The sequence below is a fragment of the Plantactinospora sp. CNZ321 genome (genome assembly GCF_004217235.1).
The window spans coordinates 4,288,348-4,308,250 of the sequence record NZ_SHKQ01000001.1; the positions used below are offsets into that span (position 1 = coordinate 4,288,348).

Here is a 19,903-nt window from a genome sequence, read left to right on the forward strand (position 1 = left end):
CGATGGAAGTCACGCACGTCCTCGGCCTCAGCGCGCTGTCGCACGACGCGTCGGCATGCGTCGTCCGGGGTGACGAGATCCTCTTCGCCGGTCACGCCGAGCGGTACTCACGCCGGAAAAACGACCCCGAACTCACCCCCGGGCTGCTCGCCGAGGCGCTCTCCTGGGGACCTCCGGACCTGATCGCCTGGTACGAGCACCCACTGCGGAAGAAGCTGCGGCACGTACGGGCCGGCCAGTACCGGCACGCCGTGGCCGTCGACGACCTGCCCCGGCGTTACCTCGCCCGGCTCGGCCTACCGGAACTGCGCGGGGTGCCGATCCGGTACGTCGGGCACCACCACTCGCACGCCGCCGCCGGGCACTTCACCAGCGGTGAGCGGCACACCGCGGTACTCACCGCGGATGCGATCGGCGAGTTCGAGACGCTGACCCTCGGCGAGTTCTCCGACGGCGTCTACCGGGTCTTCGCCCGTTGCCGCTACCCGCACAGCCTCGGGCTGCTCTACAGCGCCTTCACCCGGCGCTGCGGGTTCACCCCGAACGAGGAGGAGTTCATCGTGATGGGGCTGGCCGCACTCGGCCGGCCCCGATACGTCACGCAGATCAAGACCGACCTGATCGAACTCACCCCACCCACCTTCCGGCTCCGCCGCAACGTGCATCGGGGCATCGGCGACTGGCAGCCCCGGGCCGACCCGGCGGACCTGGCGGCGAGCGTCCAGGCGGTGACCGAGGAGGTGCTGCTCGGCGCGGCACGCTGGCTGCGTAGCCGAGTCGACGCGGCGACGCTGACCGTGATGGGCGGGCTGGGGCTCAACTGCGTCGCCAACGAACTGCTCGCCCGGCGCAGCGGTTTCGATCGGCTGACGCTGCTGCCGAACCCGGGGGACGCCGGTTCCAGCCTCGGTGCGGCGGCGGCGGTCCTCGGCCGCCAGCTCAACTGGACCGGACCGTACCTGGGCACCCGGATCGAGGGCGAGTACCCGGTCGCGGCGCTGGCCGAGGCGCTGGCCACCGGGACGGTGGTCGGGGTGGCGCGCGGTCGCGCCGAGTTCGGTCCCCGGGCGCTGGGCAACCGCTCCCTGCTGGCCGATCCGCGCGGCCCGGACTGCCGGGACCGGGTCAACCGGGTGAAGGGGCGGGAGCCGTTCCGCCCGTTCGCCCCGGTGGTCCGGCAGGAGCACGCCGGGAGGTACTTCGACATGCCGGTCAGCGCGTCGCCGTACATGCAGTTCACCGCCAGGTGTCGAGATCCGCGGGCGTTTCCCGGGATCGTGCACGTCGACGGGACCTCCCGGGTGCAGACCGTGACCCGCGACCAGCATCCGGGCCTCTACGACCTGCTCGGCGAGTACGAACGGCGGACCGGCTGCCCGATCCTGCTCAACACCAGTCTGAACCTGAAGGGTGAACCGCTGGTCAACGACCGGGCGGACGCCCGCCGGTTCAGCAGCCGGACGGGCGTTCCCGTGCTGTGAGCCGGTCCGCCCGATCAACTCGTCGTCGCCTCGGTGGTCCGCCGATGGATCGCCGAGCGCCCCGGCAGCGGTAGTCGGGCATGCCGCGATCCGTTCGGGGTATGCGGATCGCGGCGACGTTCTCTGTCCCAGCGGGTGCCGGTGAGCCGTGACCGGGTTCCCGGCGCCTGGCCTGGGGAGACGGGGAGGCTGACGTCATGCGTATTCCGCCCGGTATGGCTAACGATCTCCGTTCCAGTATCGTGGCGACCCCGCCGGCCGATCCCACGGACGCCGAGCTGGTCGACGGACGGTTCATGCTGCGCCCGGCGAGTTGCACCGATCTGCCGGCGATGTCCCGAGCACACATTGAGTTGCTTCCGATCGGGCTGTTCCCGTCGTTCGGCGCCCGGTTTGTCCGGCGCTGGCAGCGCACCCTCCTGCGTTCGACGCACGGTGTGGGGATCGTCGCCGTGGACACCACCACCCCGCCGGGGGAGTTCGTCGGCTTCGTGTTGGGCGTCAGCGACCAGAACGCCCACATCGCGGAGTTGACGAAGAAGCGAGGGGTTCTGGCCTCGCTCGCCCTCGCCGGGTGTGTGGCGCTCATCGTCCGGCCCCGGGTCGCCGTGCGCGCCGTGCGATCGCGGGTGCGGCCGTGGGCCCGGCGGCTGCTCCGCCTCGGCGCGGCCACCGCGACATCAGGGCGATCGGCGTCGGTCGCGGCTCCGAACGTGGCGGTCATGACCGCGCTGGCTGTCCGGCCGCGGTGGCGCAGGAGCGGCATCGGGGTGATGCTGGTCCGCCGTTTCGTCGAGCAGGCACGGACTGCCGGCGCGATACGCGTCGAGGCGCAGACCTCGACCGGATCTGTCGGTGCGACCGGGTTCTACGAGCGGCTGGGGTGGACGGCGGGCGCGCAACGGTCGACGCCGGATGGCGAGAGTGTGCGAACGTACCACCACCACCTCGCGGGACCCATGGAGAGTCCAGACCCGACATGACGGGGCCAGCGGAGCGGCGTCCCGGCCGCGGAACGCGGTGTCGGGCGGGACCTCGCCGGTCCCGCCCGACACCGCGCTCCGGCCGCCGGAGGCGGACCCGCGTGGTTCAGATCCAGCCCTTCTCCCGGGCGATCCGGATCGCCTCGATCCGGGTACGCGCGCCGGTCTTGCCGGCTATCCGGGAAAGATGGTTTCGTACGGTGCCGGCCGACAGGGAGAGCTTGCTGGCGATCTCCACCACGGGCCACCCCTCGGCGGCGATCTCCAGCACCTCCACCTCCCGCTGGGTGAGCGGGTTGTCCCGGCGAAGTGCCGCGACCACCAGATCCGAGTCCACCACCGAGCCCCCGCAGGCGAGCCGGCGGACCGCCTCGACCACCCGCTCCGGGGCGACGTCACTGCCGAGGAACCCGAGACGCTGGCACTGGGCCCGCAACGCGTCCCCGAGCACCCTGGGCCGACGCGGGTCCACCAGTACCAGTACCGGTGGTGGTTCGGACGGCGCGACGGCGCCGGAGAGCGCCCCCGCCCCGAAGAGCTTGACGTCCGCGATGGCCACGTCGGGACGCTGGATTCGCAACGCCGTGCCGATGTCCTCGGCTCGGTCGACCTCCGCGACGACCTCGATGTCGTCCTGAGTGGTCAGTACGAAGGCCAGGGCGCCGCGGATGAGAGCGCCGTTCAGCGCGAGCAGCGTTCGGATCACGTTCCCCCCTGCTACTTGTCATCGCTAGATCACCCCGCGTGAACATTCAAACACGACTACGCCGAGTACGCCCGTTGGAGCGACCCGGACCGCCGAGGTCAGATCCAACCCGCCCGCTGGGCCTGCCGGACCGCCTCCAACCGGTTTCGCGTTCCGGTCTTACGCAGGATCACCGAAAGGTGGTTACGCACCGTGCCGTGCGCGAGGTAGAGCTGACGGGCGATCTCCTTCAGGGGCAGCCCGTCGGCGGCCATCCGCAGCACCTCCAGTTCACGGCTGGTCAGCGGGCTCGCCGACGGGCTCAGGGCGGCGACGGCGACGGCCGGGTCGAACACCCGCTCGCCGAACGCCACCGCCCGGACCAGCCGGGTCAGCTCCGCCGGTGGCAGGTTCTTGTCCACGAACCCCCGGGCACCTGCCCGGATCGCCCGCTGCAGCGCCTCCGGGGTCAGCTGGGTACTCAACGCCAGCACCGCGCTGTCCGGCGCATCCACACCCAGCTGCGCCACCACGTCGAGCATGTCGGCGCCCGGCAGCTCCATGTCGACCACGACCACGTCCGGACGCCGCCGACGGGCGACCGCCACCAGTCCGCCCGGCTCGTGCAGGGCCGCCACCACCTCCAAGTCGTCCTCACTCGACAACACCGCCTGCAACGCCCCCCGCAACAAACCCATCTCCTCCACGATCACAATGCGGATCACGTGGTCACTCCGATCTCGGTACACAAACTCAGCGACAACGCGGCATCCGAGCGGGTCCTACCCGGGCGGAGCCGATCACGAGCACGATTGGGTACGGCGCCGTCGGTCGGGCCCGCCAGTTCGAACGGGTACGGCGGTGCCGGATGCACCGACGGTGGCTGCCGCCAGCCGCCTCAGGATCGGAGGCGGCCAGGGCGGGAATGGGAGAGCGACCGGAATACGGCCGCCGGAGCGATCAGCCAGGCAGCGCCGGTACGCCCGGCGACCGACCGGTGGGACGGGCGTCGCCGTAGGCGAGCACCGAGAGAGATCGCGCGGACGGCTGCCAGCCGACGGTGGCCGGCAACGCGGCGGCCGGTCCACCGGTGAACGAGACGGGGCCGGCCTGCTGGGTGCCGGCGCCGTTGTCGAAAGGTGGATGCGGAGTGGAGGGAGACCCGGAGTTGAGGCTCCGGGCGACGGCACGTGGCCCGGACGTACGGCTCGCTCCGGCCGCGTTGCCGGCACCGTGGTGGAGCAACTGCCACAGCGGCGCGGCCGGCCCTGGCGGCTCGGCGAGAATCGGGACCGGCGTCGTCCGCTCTGCCGGGACCGGCAGCGCCGTGACGGGGTACGCGGGAGGCGGTCGGACCGGTTGGTGCATCAGGATCCGTGGCGCCAGGGACCCGGGGTAATCGCCGTGCGAAACCTGGCGGACGACCATGGGTACCCTGCCGACGATCTCCGGTACGCTCCCGACCACCAACCGTTCGGCCACCCGTTGCACGCCCGCCGCCACATCCGGCAGCACCCCCACCATGACGGGCACCCCGGCCACCACCTGCGAGAGCGGAGGATTCACCAGCGACACTCCCCCGGCCACCACCACCGGGAGTGCGCCGCGCTCAGGCCGGGAGGCGGCAGCGTCGCGTGCCGGATCGGCGGCCGAATCCCTCCGCTGCGGCCGTGTCGCGGGCCCGCCGCCTTCGACGCCGGCCGAGCGACGGACCCGGTCCGGACCGACACGCTCGGGACGGACACGCTCGGGACGGACACGCTCGGGACGGGCACGCTCGGGACGGACACGCTCGGGACGCGAGGGCTCCGGACGGACGCGCTGCGGGCGGGAGGCGGGGCGAACGGTCCCGGGTGTCTCTTTTCGAGTCAACTGAACGTGATCGTCCAGGAGCGCCGGCAGCCTCGGCGCGACCGTCTCGACGAGCGCGCCGAGTGGCCGTGGCCCGGGGAGCGGAGCGCCGCGCTCGTCGGCGAGGGCCGGTCCGTCGAGCATGGCAAGGAGGACGTACCCGGCGAGTGCACCGCCGCTGAGCAGGGCGATCCGGGCCAGCAGTCGGACGGCTCGCCGGCCGGGGGCCGGTCGAACCGGACCCGGCACGTGCCGGACTGCTGGGACCACGGCCATGTCGCGCAGGCACTCCTCGGCTAGGCGGACAGGTACGGAAGCGTAACGCAGTGTCTATCACGCCGCACCCGCCGCACGGCGCCGGCTCGCGGGCGCGCCGAGGGGCACCGGTTCACTCACGTCCTCACCCGGAGCGCACCGCCCGGTCGCCCTATCGTGAGCGGATGACCGCCGCCCGCCCCACCGCACTGCCCGTCGTGCAGTTCCACAGCCGGGCCGGCTGTGTGGACCTCGGTTGGGGCCATCCGCATCCGGCGGCGCTGCCGGTGGACGCCTGGGCCGAGGCCACCCACTCCACGCTGCGCCGGTACGGTGCCGCCGCCCTGACCTACGGCTACGCCGCCGGCCCCGGTCCACTGATCGAGTGGCTGTGCGAACGGTTGGCCGAGGTGGACGCCGGGCCGCCCGAGCCCGCTCAGGTCTTCGTCACCGGGGGCGCGTCGCACGCCCTCGACCTCGTCGCCGCACTGCTCTGCCGGCCCGGCGACGTCGTTCTGGTCGACTCCCCCACCTACCACCTGGCGCTGCGGATCGTCGCCGACCACCGGGTCGAGATGGTGCCCGCTCCCGCGGACGAGGACGGACTCGACCCCACCGCCACCGCCGAGCTGATCCGAGCGATCATCCGACGGGGCCGGCGGGTGGCGATGCTCTACCTGGTGCCGACGTTCAACAATCCGACCGGACGGTCGCTGCCGAACGAGCGCCGCTCCGCCCTGCTGGCCGTGGCCGCCCGCAGCGGCGTACCCGTGGTGGAGGACGACACCTACCGGGAACTCGCCTACCCGGCCCCGGCGCCGGCCTCGCTGTTCAGCGGTGCCGAGCCGGGGACGGTGGTCCGGATCGGATCGTTCGCCAAGAGCGTCGCGCCGGGACTTCGGCTCGGCTGGCTCACCGCAGCCCCGTCGCTGGTCGCGGCGGTGACCGCGCGAGGCTATGTGGACAGTGGTGGCGGGGTCAACCACACCGCCGCGCTGGCCCTGGCCGAGTTCGCGGCGTCCGGCGCGTACCGACGGCACGTCGAGGCGATCCGGGTCCGGTACCGCCGGCAGCGCGACGCGCTGGTCGCCGCCGTACGCGCCGAGCTGCCGCAGGCGGAGTTCGTGGTACCCGACGGTGGCTGGTTCCTCTGGCTGCGGCTGCCGCACCCGTACGGCGGCACCGAACTACTGCCGCACGCCGAGGCGGCCGGCGTCTCGTACGTGCCCGGGCGGCAGTTCTTCGTGGCCGACGCCGGGCACAGTTACCTGCGGCTGTCGTACTCGATGTGCGACCCGGAGACGCTGGTCGAGGGGGTGCGCCGGCTCGCCGGGGCGTACCGGGCCGCCGGACTGTCGGAGCGGTCCACCCCGTTGCCGGGCTGAACGGCGAGCGCTCTCGGTTGCGCGGGGACCGCTGCCGGGCGCCCAGCGGCGGCACCAGCCGGCGAGGGCTCAGTTCTGTCGGCCGGAGCCGGTCAGCCGACGCCAGGCCGGGCCGACCTTCCATCTCGCCATCCCGGCCAGGTCACGGGCGTGTTCGAAGACGTCCGGCGGTGCCGCGCCCCTGGCGACCGCACGGTCGAGGTCGTGGCCGCAGCGCACCAGTACGGTGTCGAAGTCCCGGCGTACCGGTTCCAGCAACTCGTAGCCGAAGGCCCGGTACTGGCGGGCGAAGAGCGCCCGGTACGGTCGCACCCCGTCGTACAGCCCCGACGAGTACGCCATCGGTTCCCTGGGCCGGTCCCGGACGTACGCGGGCAGCAGGTCGGCGTGCGCCTGCCGGAGCAGCGAGCGCTGCCCGCCGTCCCGGCCCAGCTCGGCCGGCAACCGCAGCGCCAGCTCGACCAGCGACAGGTCGAGGAAGGGCAGCCGGGCTTCCACCCCGTGCCCGAAGCTGGTCCGGTCCAGCCGCTGCAACCGGGTACGGCAGAGGTTGCGCAGCCGGTGCCGGAAGAGCCGGCCGGCCGCTTCGGGGCCGACCCGGTCCGAGCCGGGTTGCACGCCGAGGAGGTCGTCTGCGCCGTCACCGGTGAGGACCACCCGGACGCCGAGATCCCGGACCCGCCGGAACAGCGGCACCGAGACGACCGCGTCGATCAAATCGGCGTACTCGGTCAGTTCGGAGCTCCGGATGGCCGCCCGGATGTCGTCGAGCTGGATCTCCCGGGGCTGGATCTCGATCACCTCGTGGTGCACGCCGACCTCGGCGGCGATGCGACGGGCACACCTCACGTCCGGGCTGTCCGGGGTGCCGACGGTGAACGCCACGCAGTCGTGGTGCAGTTGCCGGACATGCAGCAGGGCGAGGGTGCTGGCCACGCCGCCGGAGAGCAGGACCCCGACGGTGAGGTCGGTGTCGACCCGGGCCCGGACGCTGTCCCGGACCGCCTCCCGGAGCAGGTCCGCCGCCTGCGCCGCGTCGCGGACCGGCGGCGCTCCGGCGCCGATCCGGGCCAGGTCCAGGTACGGCACCAGCTCCGGCCCGCTGACGGCGTCGGCCCAGCCATGGTGCCCCGGCGGCAGTTCGGAGACCGGTGCGCCGACCGGCACCAGGGCTTTGATCTCCGAGGCGACATGCAGCCGGCGCAGGTGTCGGGACCAGTAGAGCGGCCGTACCCCGAGCGGGTCTCGGGCCAGGTAGAGCCGCCCGGTGGCGGTGTCGGCGAGGGCGAAGGCGAACTCGCCGCGCAGCCGGGTGACCGCCTCCGGCCCCCAGGCCAGAAACGCCTCCAGCACCACCTCGGTGTCGCTGGCGGTGCGCAGTGGACGGCCGAGCCGGAGCAGTTCGGCGGCGAGTTCCCGGTGGTTGTAGACCTCGCCGTTGTAGCAGAGCAGCCACCGGCCGTCGGCGGAGCACCAGGGTTGTACCGCGCGCTCCCGATCGACGATCCGCAGCCGCCGGACGCCGGCGAGCAGGTCGGGGCCGAGCCGGGTCTCCACCAGGTCGCCGCGCGGGGTGAGTTCCGCCATCATCCGGTGGAAGGTGCGGCGGTCGGCGCCGGGGCCGAGTAGTAGGACGATGCCGGACACTCCGCTCAACCTCCCAGTGCGGTCAGGAAGTCGCGCCGCAGCCGGTTGGCCGCGCGCGGACTGACACAGACGTGCCAGGTCTGACCCTCGTCGATCACGTTGACGTCACCCCAGCCCTGCCGCTCCCGGAGCAGGGCCGCGACCATGCCGGGCGCGTCGAAGCGGCGCAGCCAGGACATCTCCAGATCCATCGCGTACCCGGGGCAGTGCCCGCTGGGCAGCATGGCCGCGTACCCGAGGGCCCGGAGCCGATGCTGGTGTTCCAGGCTGCGGGCGAGGCTTGTCACCCGGAGCGGCGGGGTCGGTCCCGGACGGCGCCGGGCGAGGTCCGCGGCGAGCTGGTTCAGCAACGCCACCACCTCGGGTCGGGTCCGGGTGGTCCGGGGTCCACCACCGGTGGCCGGTGGCGCGGCGCGACCTGCCGGCGCGCCCGAGCGCGGCCGGACCCGGCGCCGCACCGTCCGGGCTGCCCGGGTCAGCGGGTGCTCGGCCGGGCGCCGGTAGCGGAACCGGAGCAGGCCGGTGCGGCGGAGCGCGTCGAGGTCGACCAGTTCGGCCGAGTCGTGCAGGTCGGCGTCGGTCGGGAAGCCGGGCAGGTGTCCCCACCACATGACGTCGATCCGGGAGAGCAGGTAGATCCGGACCAGCCCGGCGAGGTTGCCGGCGCCGCCGCGGTTGTTCGGCCGGTAGTCCCGGATCTCCCGGACCAGCCGGCTCGCCGCCTCTGCGGCACCACCGGGGAGTACCCCGAGCACCGCGCGGAAGTCAGGGCCGGTGATCCGGTCCGTCAGAGTCCGCTCCAGCCTGGGCAGGTCGTCGCGGCCGGCCTGGCCGGTCACCCCGGCGACCAACTCCGCCACCGCCGCCCGGTAACCGACCAGTTCGGACAGGGAGGCTGCGGTGACGGTGCCGGGACGTTGATTCGGGCCGGCGGTCACGCTCGGCTGCGGCTGCGGTCCGGCCGACCGGATCCGCGATCCGGTCTCCCCGGCGACCTCTTGGCTGGGCATGTCCGGCCCTCTTTCAGGTTTCGGCGTGACCCGAACAACACTGCCGATTTCGACCGTAACACCCGATAAACCGGAAAAATGTGGGTTGCCTGAGTATCCCTACCGCCGTGTCCGGTGCCCTCGCCGGGGCGTTGTCCCTGTCGGTGCGTCCGACCCCTGCAACGCACCGGTGACGGGGGTGCCGGGAGCGTTGCCTTGGAACGTTTTTACTCAGTCATTGACGAATGTAAATCAGTCTCCTAACGTACCTGGCAGGCTTCTCAGGCTCACCCTTACCCCGTCCGATGCCGCGCGAACTGGCCCGGGAGGTTTCACGGCTATGATGAAACGTTTCAGAACTATCGTCGCCGGCAGCGTCGCCCTCGCCTGTCTCGGCACAGCGCTCGCCGGCTGCGGCGGCGACTCCGAGTCCGGGCCGGCCACCCTCCGGTACTCCTGGTGGGGCAATGCCGAACGGGCCGACTTGATGAAACAGGCGATCGCGCTCTTCGAGTCGAAGAACCCGGACATCAAGATCACACCGAGCTTCCAGGAGTACGAGGCGTACTGGCAGAAGATGGCCACCGAGACGGCCGGCGGCAACGCCCCGGACGTACTTCAGATGGACTTCTCCTATCTGCGCGAGTACGCCGACCGGGGCGTGCTGCTCGACCTGAAGAAGCAGACCGGCGACCATCTCGTCCTCGACGACGTGCTCCCCGGCTTCCAGGGCGCCGGCGAGGTCGACGGCGCCCTGTACGGCGTACCGGTGGGCGGCAACACCTGGAGCATGTACTACAACCCGGCGATCTTCGCCAAGGCCGGAGTGCCGGAACCGGCCGCCGGCTGGACCTGGCAGGACTACCGGAACGGCATGGCGAAGATCACCGAGGCCACCGACAGCTACGGCGGCGGCAACTACACCGGCATCATCTACAACCTGGAGGTGCGGCTCCGCCAGCAGGGCGGGCAGCTCTTCACCCCGGACGGCAGGCTCGGCTTCACCAGGGAGCAGCTCGGCGCGTTCTGGACCGAGGGCCAAGAGCTGATCAAGGCCGGGGTGGTGCTGCCGGTGGACAAGGCGGTGCAGATCAAACCCCGCTCCGGCTTCGTCGACGACCTGATCGCCTCCGAACTCGGCTGGGACAACTTCCTCGTCCGGTACGCCGCCGAGGTCAAGACCCCGTTGAAGCTCGCACCGGTGCCGACCGACAACCCCGGGCAGCTCGGCCAGTACCTGAAACCGGCGATGCTGCTCAGCGCCGCCAGCCGGACCGAACACCCGGAGGAGGCCGCCGAGCTGATCTCGTTCCTGATCAACGACCCGGAGGTCGGCCGGATCTTCGGTGCCAACCGCGGTCTGCCGGCCACCAACGCCCAGCGGGCAGCCGCCCAGCTCCAGGGTCCGCTGGCCGAGGTCGCCGCCTACGAGAAGAGCATCGCCGACCAGTTGACCAAGGCTCCCCCGGCGCCGCCGAAGGGCGCCGGCAGTGTCGAGGCGACCTTCATCCGGATCAGCGAGGAACTCCACTACGGCCGGATCTCCGTCGACCGGGCGGTGGACGAGTTCTTCACCGAGGCGGGGCAGAAGCTCGGTTCCTGAAGCGGAAGGAGCACCAGCAGCGCATGGCGACCAGCCAGAGCGCCGTACGCCCCGACGAACCGGCCGGTCCGGCGCCGCGTTCCCGCCGGGTCGGCGCCGCACCGGGGCGGCGGCCCCGGCGACCGGGCGACGGACCCGCCGGCTACCTGTTCCTGTCTCCGTGGATCCTCGGCATGCTGCTGCTGACCGTCGGACCGATGGCCGCCTCGCTCTACCTCTCCTTCACCGACTACAACCTCTTCACCGCACCGGAGTGGATCGGGCTGGAGAACTACCGGCGGATGTTCGGCGACCAGCGCTGGCTCCAGTCGATCCGGGTCACCGGCGGGTACGTGCTGATCGCCGTACCGGTCAAGCTGGCCGCCGCGCTGGCGGTGGCGCTGCTGCTGCACCAGCGTCGCCGCGCCCGGGGCTTCTACCGGGCGGCGTTCTACGGGCCGTCGCTGATCGGGGCCAGCGTCAGCGTGGCGATCGTCTGGCGGGCGCTGTTCAGCGACGACGCGGTGGTCGACCGGCTGCTCCGCGCCGTCGGGGCGGAGGTCGGCGGCTGGGTCGGCAATCCCGAGCTCTCACTGCTGATGCTGGTGCTACTGGCCGTCTGGCAGTTCGGCGCGCCGATGGTGATCTTCCTGGCCGGGCTGAAGCAGGTGCCCGCCGAACTCTACGAGGCCGCCCAGGTCGACGGCGCCGGCCGCTGGCGCCGATTCCGGTCGGTGACACTGCCGATGATCTCGCCGGTGCTCTTCTTCAACCTGCTGCTGGAGACCATCAACTCGTTCCAGATCTTCACCTCGGCGTACGTCATCGGCGGCCGGAACGGCAGCCCCGCCGGCTCGACACTCTTCTACACCGTCTACCTCTACGACCGGGGCTTCGCCGACTTCCAGATGGGCTACGCCTCGGCGCTGGCCTGGATGCTGCTGCTCGGCGTCGGCCTGGTGACCGCGTTCCTGTTCCGGACCGCCCGGGGCTGGGTGCACTACGCCGGAGACCAGCGATGACCACCACCGAGGTACCCCGGACCGGAACGCCGCCCCGGACGGCGGTCGCGGGCCGCTCCGCGCCCCGCCGCCGGTGGGCCAGCCTGGCCTGGCACCTCGGCGCGCTGGCGATCCTGGCCGTGCTGCTCTACCCGGTCGGCTGGCTGGTGGCCGCCTCGTTCAAGCCGTCCCAGTCGATCCTCGGCAGCCTGCACCTGCTGCCGAACGAACCGACGGTGGCAAACTACCAGCGGGCCGCCGACGGGCTGGCCGGAATCGGCGTGCTGCGGTTCTTCGGAAACTCGGCGCTGCTCGCCGGGCTCTCGGTGGTCGGCACGGTCGCCTCGTCGGCGCTCGCCGGCTACGCCTTCGCCCGGCTGCGCTTCCGGGGCCGGGCAACCATGTTCGGGCTGATGATCTCGACCCTGCTGCTACCGTTCCACGTCCTGATCATTCCGCAGTACGCGGTCTTCCAGCGGCTCGGCCTGGTCGACACCTACCTGCCGCTGCTGGTCGGCAAGTTCCTCTCCGGTGAGGCGTTCTTCGTCTTCCTGATGGTGCAGTTCATGCGGACCATCCCGGCCGAGCTGGACGAGTCGGCCCGGATCGACGGCGCCGGACACTGGGCCACGTTCTGGCACATCGTACTGCCGCTGTCCCGGCCCGCCCTGGTCACCACCGCGATCTTCACCTTCATCTGGACCTGGAACGACTTCTTCGGCCCGCTGATCTACCTCAGCACCCCGGAGAAGTACCCGCTGCCGCTGGCATTGCAGCTCTACATCGACCAGACCACCATCTCCGACTACGGTGCGCTGATGGCGATGTCGATGCTGGCCCTGGTGCCGGTCATCGCGTTCTTCCTGTTCTTCCAGCGGTTCCTGGTGCAGGGCGTCGCCACCTCCGGACTGAAGGGGTGAGCGAGCGCACGGACTGAGTAGGGGTACTCGGATCGCGCCAGACGTCGGTGGTGGAGAGTCGGGTTCAGCACCTCCCACGGTTGGCAGCCGGGGAGGTCTGCTCGCAAGCATCCGAGCCGGATTCGACAGTTCCACCCAGCCAGAGGAGCCGATGCCATGCCGACAACCGACCGCCCGTCCCTCCACACGGCTACCGCCGGGAATCACTCGGGCGGCTCCTGATGACCGGACGGCAGCCGGGCCACCGCCGGCACACCCCGCTCTGGATCGTCGGGCTCGCCGGCCTCACCGCACTGGCCTACTGGGCGTTCCTCGGCTGGGACCAGCAGAAGGAGACCGACCCGGTGACCGGGGCGCAGACCGGTCCGTACTCGGCGTGGCAGGTACTCGGTCTCGGGCTGGTACTGGCCTTACTGGTCTTCGAGACGGGGCGCCGGGGCCGGCCGTGGCTGGCCGGCGTCGTGGTACCGGCGGTGCTCACCGTGGCCTTCTCGGTCGACGCCGCGACGGACCCGGACGGCGACGGGCTCTGGGTGATAGGTGCGGTGCTCGTGGCGCTCGGCTCGGCGCTCGGCGCCGGCCCGGTCGCGGCGCTCGGCGCCTACGCGGGCCGCCGCTCCCGCACCCGCACCCGCTGAGCACCGACGGGCAGGTTCCGGCGCCCGCTGAGCACTCGAGGCGGTCCCCGCGCTCGCTGAGCAGTCGACGGGGCGGGTTCCGGCGCCCGCCGAGCAGTCGACGGAGTCCGGGCCCGTTGAACACCGGGGCGGCAGTCCTAGCGCCGGCCGGCGGGTTCGCCGTCCAGCAGTGGGTCCGGCTCCTGCCGCCGGATCATGTACTGCGCGGTGAGGGTGTCCACCCCGGTGCCCCGGGCGCTGTTCGGCCGGTACGTGACCGTCGCGGCCAGCGCCGAGGCCGCCTCGACCACCCCGGCGCGCCAGGTGCCGGACCGGTAGACCCATACCGGATCGGTCGGCCGGTAACTCGCGGCGGGGTCGATCTCCGCCGGGTCCCGTCGGTGCGGATCCACGTTGGGTACTGGCATTTTGTCACTGCCCTCCTGACTCGGCACCGGGTGTCGTCTCGATCAGTTCACGGGGCACGGCCGGCGTGCCGGTGGCCTCGCCGGTCGTACCGCTCGACAGGCCCAGGTGCGCCTGGCCTCGGACGTACCCCCCGGACGGACCGACGCAACCGGCTGCGTCGAGATCGGCCGGGGCGAGTCTGGCCCGTTGGGTCTTCACCCGGTACATCGCGGCGTCGGCGTGGTTGAGCGCATCGGTCAACTGTGTACAGCCATGCACCGGAGCCAGTCCGATCGACGCGGTGACCCGCAGGTCACGCTCGGCCACCTGGATCGGTGCGGAGAGCAGCTCCGCGAGCCGTCGCGCGGACTGGTGCAGCCAGCGCCCGTCGGCACGGGCGCCGGCGAGCAGGCCGGCGAACTCGTCGCCGCCGAGCCGGGCCACCAGGTTGTTGCCGGCGTACGCCGCGAACCGCCAGGCCACCGCGATGAGCACCTGGTCACCGGCGGCATGGCCGAACCGGTCGTTGACCTGCTTGAAGTCGTCGAGGTCCAGGACCACCGCGACCAGCGGCGGCCGGCCGGGATCGGCGACCAGCGCGGCGCCGACCTGGTAGAAGGCCCGCCGGTTGAGCAGCCCGGTCAGCGGGTCGTGGGTGGCCGCGTGCCGTTCCGACTGCAACTCCTCGCGGAGCCGGGCCACCTCCGCCTCGGCCATCCGCATCCGTCCGCGCATCCGCCAGGCCGTGCCGAGGCCGGCTACCGCGGCTGCGCCGGCCGCGACGGTGAAGGGATCCACGGTGCCGTGTCCCTTCAGGAGACCCGGCTCGGGGACGGGTCGTGGGCCGGACCGGGCCGCTGTCCGATGGCTGGTAGCGGAGAGTAAACGGTGACTGTCCGTGATCCAAGTTCGCCTACCCCAGCACGGGCGGAAACCGTGCCGTCGCGATGTGTTGGCGACCATCTGCCCAGGCAGGCGGGCACGCGAGCGATCTTGCCTGGTCCCCGACGCTTCGATTGCGCTGGCAACGGCCCCCCGCCTCCATCACGAAAAGTGAACAAACGGACACACCCTTACCGCGCTATCATGCTCGCTGTCAGGTGCAGACGCAAGAGCGAATGCACGTGCAGATGGTCATGCAGAGATGACCAGACGCGGTGTCCCACGCACCGTCACGGCTGAGGACGCGTCCACGGGGAGGAATCAAGTACGCAGTCGGGCCTACGCGACGCCCACCGCCCCCAGCCCTCCGGAACCTCCAGAAAGACTGGCGATGATTCAGACGTACAACGGCATGTCCACCGGCCAGCTGCCGACCCTCGCCTGGCAGAAGAGCCGCCGCAGCAACCCCAGCGGGAACTGCGTCGAGATGGCCGAGTTGCCCGGCGGCGCCGGTATCGCGGTCCGCAACTCCCGTGACCCCGACGGGCCGGCACTGATCTACACGGTCGACGAGATCACCGCCTTCATCCTCGGTGCCCGCGACGGGGACTTCGACAACCTCATCGGCTGAACAGCGGCGCCTCCGGCGCCGGTACGCCAACACCGTTCGCCACCACCCCGACACGTCTCCGCGACCGGCGACTGGCCGAGAGTCGCGAAAATTAGCGCGTTGGGTCTACCCTCCTCACCGTCAGGGCATGGCATGCTTACCGACGGATTTGCCCAGCCCCCGGCGGGCTGCGTCGAGCATGTGTGGAGGCGACACGTGACGATGGCTCCATCCGGCCGTGGTTCGGTCCCCGACGGCGAGGTCGCCGACGGTGGATCGGCCGTCGACGGTGGACCGGTCTTCGCGGGCGGAGCCGCCGACCCCGGAATGGCGGGCGGCCCCACCGTGCTGCGGATCCTGCTCGGAAGCCAGTTGCGCAAACTGCGGGAGGCCAGGGGCGTCAGCCGCGACGACGCGGGCTGGGAGATCAGGTCGTCCGGGTCCAAGATCAGCCGGATGGAGCTGGGCCGGGTGGGATTCAAGGAACGTGACGTAGCCGATCTGCTGACTCTCTACCAGGTGACCGACGAGGACGAACGGTCCGCGCTGTTGGCCCTGGCCCGCCAGGCCAACAACCCCGGATGGTGGCACCGGTACGGCGACGTACTGCCGAACTGGTTCCAGTCCTACCTCGGGCTGGAGGCGGCGGCGGCGCTGATCCGGGCGTACGAGGTGCAGTACATCCCCGGGCTGTTGCAGACCCGGGACTACGCCCGGGCCGTCGTGCTGCTCGCCCACGACGGGGCACCGCCCGACGAGATCGAGCGTCGGGTCGAGCTCCGGATGGACCGGCAGAAGGTGTTGACCCGGCCCGGTGCGCCGCAACTGTGGGCCGTGGTGGACGAGGCGGCCCTGCGCCGGCCGATCGGCGGGGCCGGTGTGATGCGCGGCCAGATCGAGCACCTCATCGAGGCCGGCAGGCTGCCCAACGTCACGGTCCAGGTGATCCCGTTCCGGGCCGGCGGGCACGCCGCCGCCGGGGGCGCGTTCAGCCTGCTCCGCTTCCCCGACCAGGAACTGCCGGACGTCGTCTACATGGAACAGCTCACCAGCGCGCTCTACCTCGACAAGCGCGACGACGTGGACTACTACGCCGCGGCGATGGAACGGCTCTGCGTCGAAGCCGTCCCGCCGACCGAGACCCCGGCGTTCCTCCGCGCCATCCTCGCCGACCTCGCCTCCTGAGCCGCAACGCATTCGGCGCTCCGTCCGGTCCGCCGGCCGCGGATGGGCCACACTACCGGTATGACCTCCCGCCGCCTGGCTGGCGCCGTCGCCCTGGTCACCGGCGCATCCTCCGGGATCGGCGCCGCAGCGGCCCGACGGCTGGCCGGTGCCGGCGCACGGGTGTTCCTCAGCGGCCGCGACCCGGAACGGCTCGCGGCGGTCGCCGCCGAGTCCGGCGGTACGGCGATCCCGTGCGACCTCACCGACCCCGACCACACCGCGGAACTCGCCGCCCGGGTACTCGACAGCGCCGGCCGGGTCGACGTCCTGGTCAACAACGCCGGCCAGGGCTTCGCCGGGCCACTCACCGGGATGACCGACGCCGAGATCCACGCGCTGGTGGCGGCGAACCTGACCGCCCCGATGCTGCTCGTCCGGGCGGTGCTCCCCGGGATGCTGGCCCGGGGCAGCGGCCGGCTCGGCTTCGTCGGCTCCATCGCCGGGCGGCTCGGCGTACGGGAGGAGGCGGTCTACGCCGGTACCAAGGCCGGGCTGAGCGTATTCGCCGACAGCCTCCGCAAGGAGACGACCGGCCGGGGCATCGTGGTCACCGAACTCGTCCCCGCCGTGGTGGACACCCCGTTCTTCGCCCGCCGGGGCCGGCCGTACCCACGCCGTCACCCCCGGCCCGTGCCGGCGGAGCGGGCCGCCGACGCCCTGCTCACCGCCATGCTCACCGGCCGGCACGAGGTCTGCCTGCCGCGCTGGATGGTGCTGCCGATCGCGGTCCGGGCCACCCTGCCGGCCACCTACCGACGCCTCGCCGACCGGTTCGGCTGAGCCCATTCCCTGCACCTCAGTTGGCCCGAACCGCCCGGATCGACTCGCGCAGCGAGGACATGGTGGCGAGCACCGCCGTCGGCTCGTACCCGCAGTGCGCCATGCAGTTGGCGCAGCGGGCGTCCCGCCCCCGGCCGTACGCCGACCAGTCGGTGGTCTCGATCAGCTCCTGGTACGTCTGCACGTAGCCGTCGCCGAGCAGGTAGCACGGGCGCTGCCAGCCGAAGAGCGAGTACGACGGGATGGCCCAGGCGGTACAGGAGAAGTCGACCTTTCCCTCCAGGAAGTCCAGGAAGAGCGGCGAGTGGTTCAGCCGCCACTTCCTCCGGCGCCCCTCGGCGAACGCCTTCCTGAACATCGCCCGGGTCTCCGCGACGCCGAGGAAGTGCTCCTGGTCCGGCGCCTTGTCGTAGGCGTACGCCGGGGAGAGCATCATCTGGTCGACGCCCAGGTCGTCGTTGAGGTAGTCGAGCACCTCGATCACGGTCTGCGGGGTGTCGGTGGAGAAGAAGGTCGTGTTGCTGGTGACCCGGAAGCCGCGCCGCTTCGCCTCCTTCACCGCCTCGACCGCCTCGTCGAAGACCCCCTCCTTGCAGACCGAGGCGTCGTGCCGCTCCCGCAGCCCGTCGATGTGCACGGCGAACGAGAAGTACCGGGACGGAGTGAACTTGTGCAGCTTCTTGCGCAGCAGCGCGGCGTTGGTGCAGAGGAAGACGTACTTGCGGCGCTTGACGAGTTCGTCGACCAGCCGGTCGATCTCCGGGTGCATCAGCGGCTCGCCGCCGGCGATGGAGACCATCGGCGCCCCGCACTCCTCGATCGCGGCCAGCGCCTGCTCCACCGGCATCCGTCGTTTCAACACGTCCGCCGGATGCTGGATCTTTCCGCAGCCGGCACATGCGAGGTTGCAGGCGAAGAGCGGCTCCAACTCGACCAGCAGCGGAAAGTGCGTCCTCCGGCGCAGTTTCTGCCCCATCAGGTAGCGGCCGACCCGCAGGCTCTGGCGTAGTGGCATTCCCATGGTCAGCACCCCGTTCCGGTCGGCCGGTCGATCGGCGCGCGGCGGTCCCACGCGGCACTGCGCGAACTGGTCCCCGTCATGGCGTTCGAATCTCCTTGGGAAGGGTGAAGTGCACATCCTCGGTTTGAGTGGTGTGCTCCCGTACCGCGTCGGCGCCGAGTCCGACCAGTGCCGCCACCGTCTGGTCGACCAGCCAGGGCGGCGCCGACGCACCGGCGGTCACGCCGATCGTCCGTGCACCGGCGAGCCAGCGCAGGTCGACCTGCTCGACGTCGTCGACCAGGTACGCCGGAGTGCCGCCGCGCTCGGTCACCTCGACCAGGCGCCGGGAGTTCGACGAGTTGGCCGAGCCGAGCACCAGCACCACGTCGGCGACGGCGGCCACCTCGCGCAGCGCCGCCTGCCGGTTGGTGGTGGCGTAGCAGATGTCGTCCGAGGCCGGTCCGGTCAGCGCGGGGAACCGCCGCCGGAGTACGTCGAGGACCCCGGCCACCTCGTCCACGGCCAGGGTGGTCTGCACCAGGTACGACACCCGGTCCGGGTCGGCGACCTCGATCCGCTCGGCGTCACCGACCGACTCCACCAGGGTGATCCGGCCGGGCGCCTCGCCGAGGGTGCCCTCGGTCTCCTCGTGCCCGGCGTGCCCGATCAGCAGCACCGTGTTGCCCCGCCCGGCGAACCGGCGTGCCTCGCTGTGCACCTTGGTCACCAGTGGACAGGTCGCGTCGATCACCGGCAGTCCCCGGTCGGCGGCGGCCTGCCGGACGGCCGGTGCCACCCCGTGCGCGGAGAAGACCGTCGTCGCTCCGTCCGGGATCTCGGTCAGCTCGTCGACAAAGACCGCGCCGCGGCGTTGCAGGTCGGCGATGACGTGCAGGTTGTGCACGATCTGCTTGCGGACGTAGACCGGCGGGCCGTGCCGGTCCAGTGCCTGCTCCACCACGCTGATCGCCCGCTCCACCCCGGCGCAGAACGACCGGGGCGCGGCCAACACCACCTGCCGGGCCGTGGTCGCCGCCGCCCACTCCGACAGGGCCGGGCCGAGCCGCGGCAGCACCCGCAGCGCCGCCACCACCCGGCGCAGCGTCGCGGGCCGGTACAGCGGATGCGGCGGTACGTCCGCGACCACCCGGACGCAGGCGATCGGCCGTCCGGCGGCGCCGGCCAGCAGCGCCGCCGACTCGGTGTCCACCGCGATCGCGCCGGTACCGGCGAGCCGGGCCCGGTCGGCGCCGTCCACGATCCGTCGGCTGGTCGCCACCGGTCCCAGGTGGACGGTCAGGCCGCGCTGGCGCAGCGCCGCCGCGAGCATCGGGGCGGCCGGACACGGGACCGGGGCACCGCCGACCACGCCGGCCCGACGTACCTCGGTGGCCACCACCACATCCCCGGTGCGCAGCGTCGGCACCAGGCCACCGGCAATCCCGGCCACCGCCAGCGCGGCGGTGTCCCGGAAGCCGGCGGCCACCCGGGTGGCCCGGGCCGGCCCCCGACCGGTACGCCGCAGCGGTGCACCCGGCGGCAGGCCGCGCCGCAGCGCGAGTGCCTCCGCCCGCATCGGTGCGAACAGCACCCAGTT

19 protein-coding genes and 2 pseudogenes are annotated in these 19,903 nt (G+C 71.9%); 11 read left to right on the forward strand and 10 right to left on the reverse strand.

The window, feature by feature from the left end; all coding sequences use genetic code 11:
- Positions 1-2: 2 nt before the first annotated feature.
- Positions 3-1,481: a carbamoyltransferase C-terminal domain-containing protein gene (locus tag EV371_RS18810; RefSeq protein WP_130463205.1), complete on the forward strand. Its 1,479-nt coding sequence runs from the start codon at positions 3-5 to the stop codon at positions 1,479-1,481.
- Positions 1,482-1,696: 215 nt separating this feature from the next.
- Positions 1,697-2,464 (forward strand): GNAT family N-acetyltransferase, encoded by a 768-nt coding sequence (locus EV371_RS18815; protein ID WP_165436730.1) that lies wholly within the window; start codon positions 1,697-1,699, stop codon positions 2,462-2,464.
- A gap of 106 nt (positions 2,465-2,570) precedes the next feature.
- Here EV371_RS18815 and EV371_RS18820 read toward each other — a convergent pair whose 3' ends face one another.
- The 3 genes from EV371_RS18820 to EV371_RS18830 all read right to left on the reverse strand — a co-directional run bounded on the left by EV371_RS18820 (position 2,571) and on the right by EV371_RS18830 (position 4,715).
- Positions 2,571-3,170: a LuxR C-terminal-related transcriptional regulator gene (locus EV371_RS18820; protein ID WP_130463207.1), complete on the reverse strand. Its 600-nt coding sequence runs from the start codon at positions 3,168-3,170 to the stop codon at positions 2,571-2,573.
- 98 nt (positions 3,171-3,268) lie between these two features.
- Positions 3,269-3,874, reverse strand: coding sequence for a response regulator transcription factor (locus EV371_RS18825; RefSeq protein ID WP_486484691.1), 606 nt, complete (start codon positions 3,872-3,874; stop codon positions 3,269-3,271).
- 235 nt (positions 3,875-4,109) lie between these two features.
- Positions 4,110-4,715, reverse strand: a complete 606-nt coding sequence (locus EV371_RS18830) for a hypothetical protein (protein WP_165436559.1) — start codon at positions 4,713-4,715, stop codon at positions 4,110-4,112.
- A gap of 312 nt (positions 4,716-5,027) precedes the next feature.
- Between EV371_RS18830 and EV371_RS33450 the strand changes: the two genes are divergently transcribed.
- Both EV371_RS33450 and EV371_RS18840 read left to right on the forward strand, forming a co-directional pair.
- Positions 5,028-5,300: a hypothetical protein gene (locus tag EV371_RS33450; RefSeq protein ID WP_165436560.1), complete on the forward strand. Its 273-nt coding sequence runs from the start codon at positions 5,028-5,030 to the stop codon at positions 5,298-5,300.
- A 140-nt stretch (positions 5,301-5,440) separates the two neighbouring features.
- Positions 5,441-6,640 (forward strand): aminotransferase-like domain-containing protein, encoded by a 1,200-nt coding sequence (locus EV371_RS18840; RefSeq protein WP_130463209.1) that lies wholly within the window; start codon positions 5,441-5,443, stop codon positions 6,638-6,640.
- 69 nt (positions 6,641-6,709) lie between these two features.
- Here EV371_RS18840 and EV371_RS18845 read toward each other — a convergent pair whose 3' ends face one another.
- Both EV371_RS18845 and EV371_RS18850 read right to left on the reverse strand, forming a co-directional pair.
- Positions 6,710-8,287: an asparagine synthase-related protein gene (locus tag EV371_RS18845; RefSeq protein WP_130463210.1), complete on the reverse strand. Its 1,578-nt coding sequence runs from the start codon at positions 8,285-8,287 to the stop codon at positions 6,710-6,712.
- Between the two features lie 5 nt (positions 8,288-8,292).
- Entirely contained in the window at positions 8,293-9,297 is a 1,005-nt protein-coding gene (locus tag EV371_RS18850; RefSeq protein WP_130463211.1) for a hypothetical protein, read from the reverse strand.
- 319 nt (positions 9,298-9,616) lie between these two features.
- Here EV371_RS18850 and EV371_RS18855 point away from each other — a divergent pair, with 319 nt between their 5' ends.
- The 4 genes from EV371_RS18855 to EV371_RS18870 all read left to right on the forward strand — a co-directional run bounded on the left by EV371_RS18855 (position 9,617) and on the right by EV371_RS18870 (position 13,417).
- A complete protein-coding gene (locus EV371_RS18855; protein WP_165436731.1) occupies positions 9,617-10,879 on the forward strand; it encodes an ABC transporter substrate-binding protein in 1,263 nt (420 codons plus the stop codon).
- A gap of 23 nt (positions 10,880-10,902) precedes the next feature.
- Positions 10,903-11,880 carry a carbohydrate ABC transporter permease gene (locus EV371_RS18860; protein ID WP_130463213.1) on the forward strand — a complete coding sequence of 326 codons (978 nt, stop codon included), beginning with the start codon at positions 10,903-10,905 and terminating at the stop codon, positions 11,878-11,880.
- A complete protein-coding gene (locus EV371_RS18865) occupies positions 11,877-12,779 on the forward strand; it encodes a carbohydrate ABC transporter permease (RefSeq protein ID WP_130463214.1) in 903 nt (300 codons plus the stop codon). Before EV371_RS18860 ends, EV371_RS18865 begins: the two co-directional genes overlap by 4 nt.
- A 221-nt stretch (positions 12,780-13,000) precedes the next feature.
- Positions 13,001-13,417 carry a hypothetical protein gene (locus EV371_RS18870; RefSeq protein ID WP_130463215.1) on the forward strand — a complete coding sequence of 139 codons (417 nt, stop codon included), beginning with the start codon at positions 13,001-13,003 and terminating at the stop codon, positions 13,415-13,417.
- 137 nt (positions 13,418-13,554) lie between these two features.
- Here EV371_RS18870 and EV371_RS18875 read toward each other — a convergent pair whose 3' ends face one another.
- Both EV371_RS18875 and EV371_RS18880 read right to left on the reverse strand, forming a co-directional pair.
- Positions 13,555-13,824, reverse strand: a complete 270-nt coding sequence (locus tag EV371_RS18875; RefSeq protein WP_130463216.1) for a hypothetical protein — start codon at positions 13,822-13,824, stop codon at positions 13,555-13,557.
- A 190-nt stretch (positions 13,825-14,014) separates the two neighbouring features.
- Positions 14,015-14,602 (reverse strand): annotated as a pseudogene (locus tag EV371_RS18880) (GGDEF domain-containing protein); the annotation flags it as partial.
- Between the two features lie 475 nt (positions 14,603-15,077).
- Between EV371_RS18880 and EV371_RS18885 the strand changes: the two are divergent.
- From EV371_RS18885 to EV371_RS18895, 3 genes are all read left to right on the forward strand, one after another.
- Positions 15,078-15,317 carry a DUF397 domain-containing protein gene (locus EV371_RS18885; RefSeq protein WP_130463218.1) on the forward strand — a complete coding sequence of 80 codons (240 nt, stop codon included), beginning with the start codon at positions 15,078-15,080 and terminating at the stop codon, positions 15,315-15,317.
- A 306-nt stretch (positions 15,318-15,623) separates the two neighbouring features.
- Complete coding sequence (locus tag EV371_RS18890; protein ID WP_130466041.1) at positions 15,624-16,481, forward strand: Scr1 family TA system antitoxin-like transcriptional regulator; 858 nt, start codon at positions 15,624-15,626, stop codon at positions 16,479-16,481.
- Positions 16,482-16,541: 60 nt separating this feature from the next.
- Complete coding sequence (locus EV371_RS18895; RefSeq protein WP_130463219.1) at positions 16,542-17,303, forward strand: SDR family NAD(P)-dependent oxidoreductase; 762 nt, start codon at positions 16,542-16,544, stop codon at positions 17,301-17,303.
- A 16-nt stretch (positions 17,304-17,319) separates the two neighbouring features.
- Here the strand turns inward: EV371_RS18895 and hpnH are convergent, their stop codons facing one another.
- The 3 genes and pseudogenes from hpnH to EV371_RS34410 all read right to left on the reverse strand — a co-directional run.
- The gene (gene hpnH, locus EV371_RS18900) at positions 17,320-18,324 is read right to left on the reverse strand and encodes an adenosyl-hopene transferase HpnH (RefSeq protein WP_130463220.1); all 1,005 of its coding nucleotides are present in this window, start codon (positions 18,322-18,324) and stop codon (positions 17,320-17,322) included.
- Positions 18,325-18,400: 76 nt separating this feature from the next.
- Positions 18,401-19,357 (reverse strand): 4-hydroxy-3-methylbut-2-enyl diphosphate reductase, encoded by a 957-nt coding sequence (gene ispH, locus EV371_RS34405; protein WP_486484953.1) that lies wholly within the window; start codon positions 19,355-19,357, stop codon positions 18,401-18,403.
- Positions 19,358-19,447: 90 nt separating this feature from the next.
- A pseudogene (locus tag EV371_RS34410) lies at positions 19,448-19,882 on the reverse strand (phosphorylase family protein); the annotation flags it as partial.
- Between the last annotated feature and the right edge of the window lie 21 nt (positions 19,883-19,903).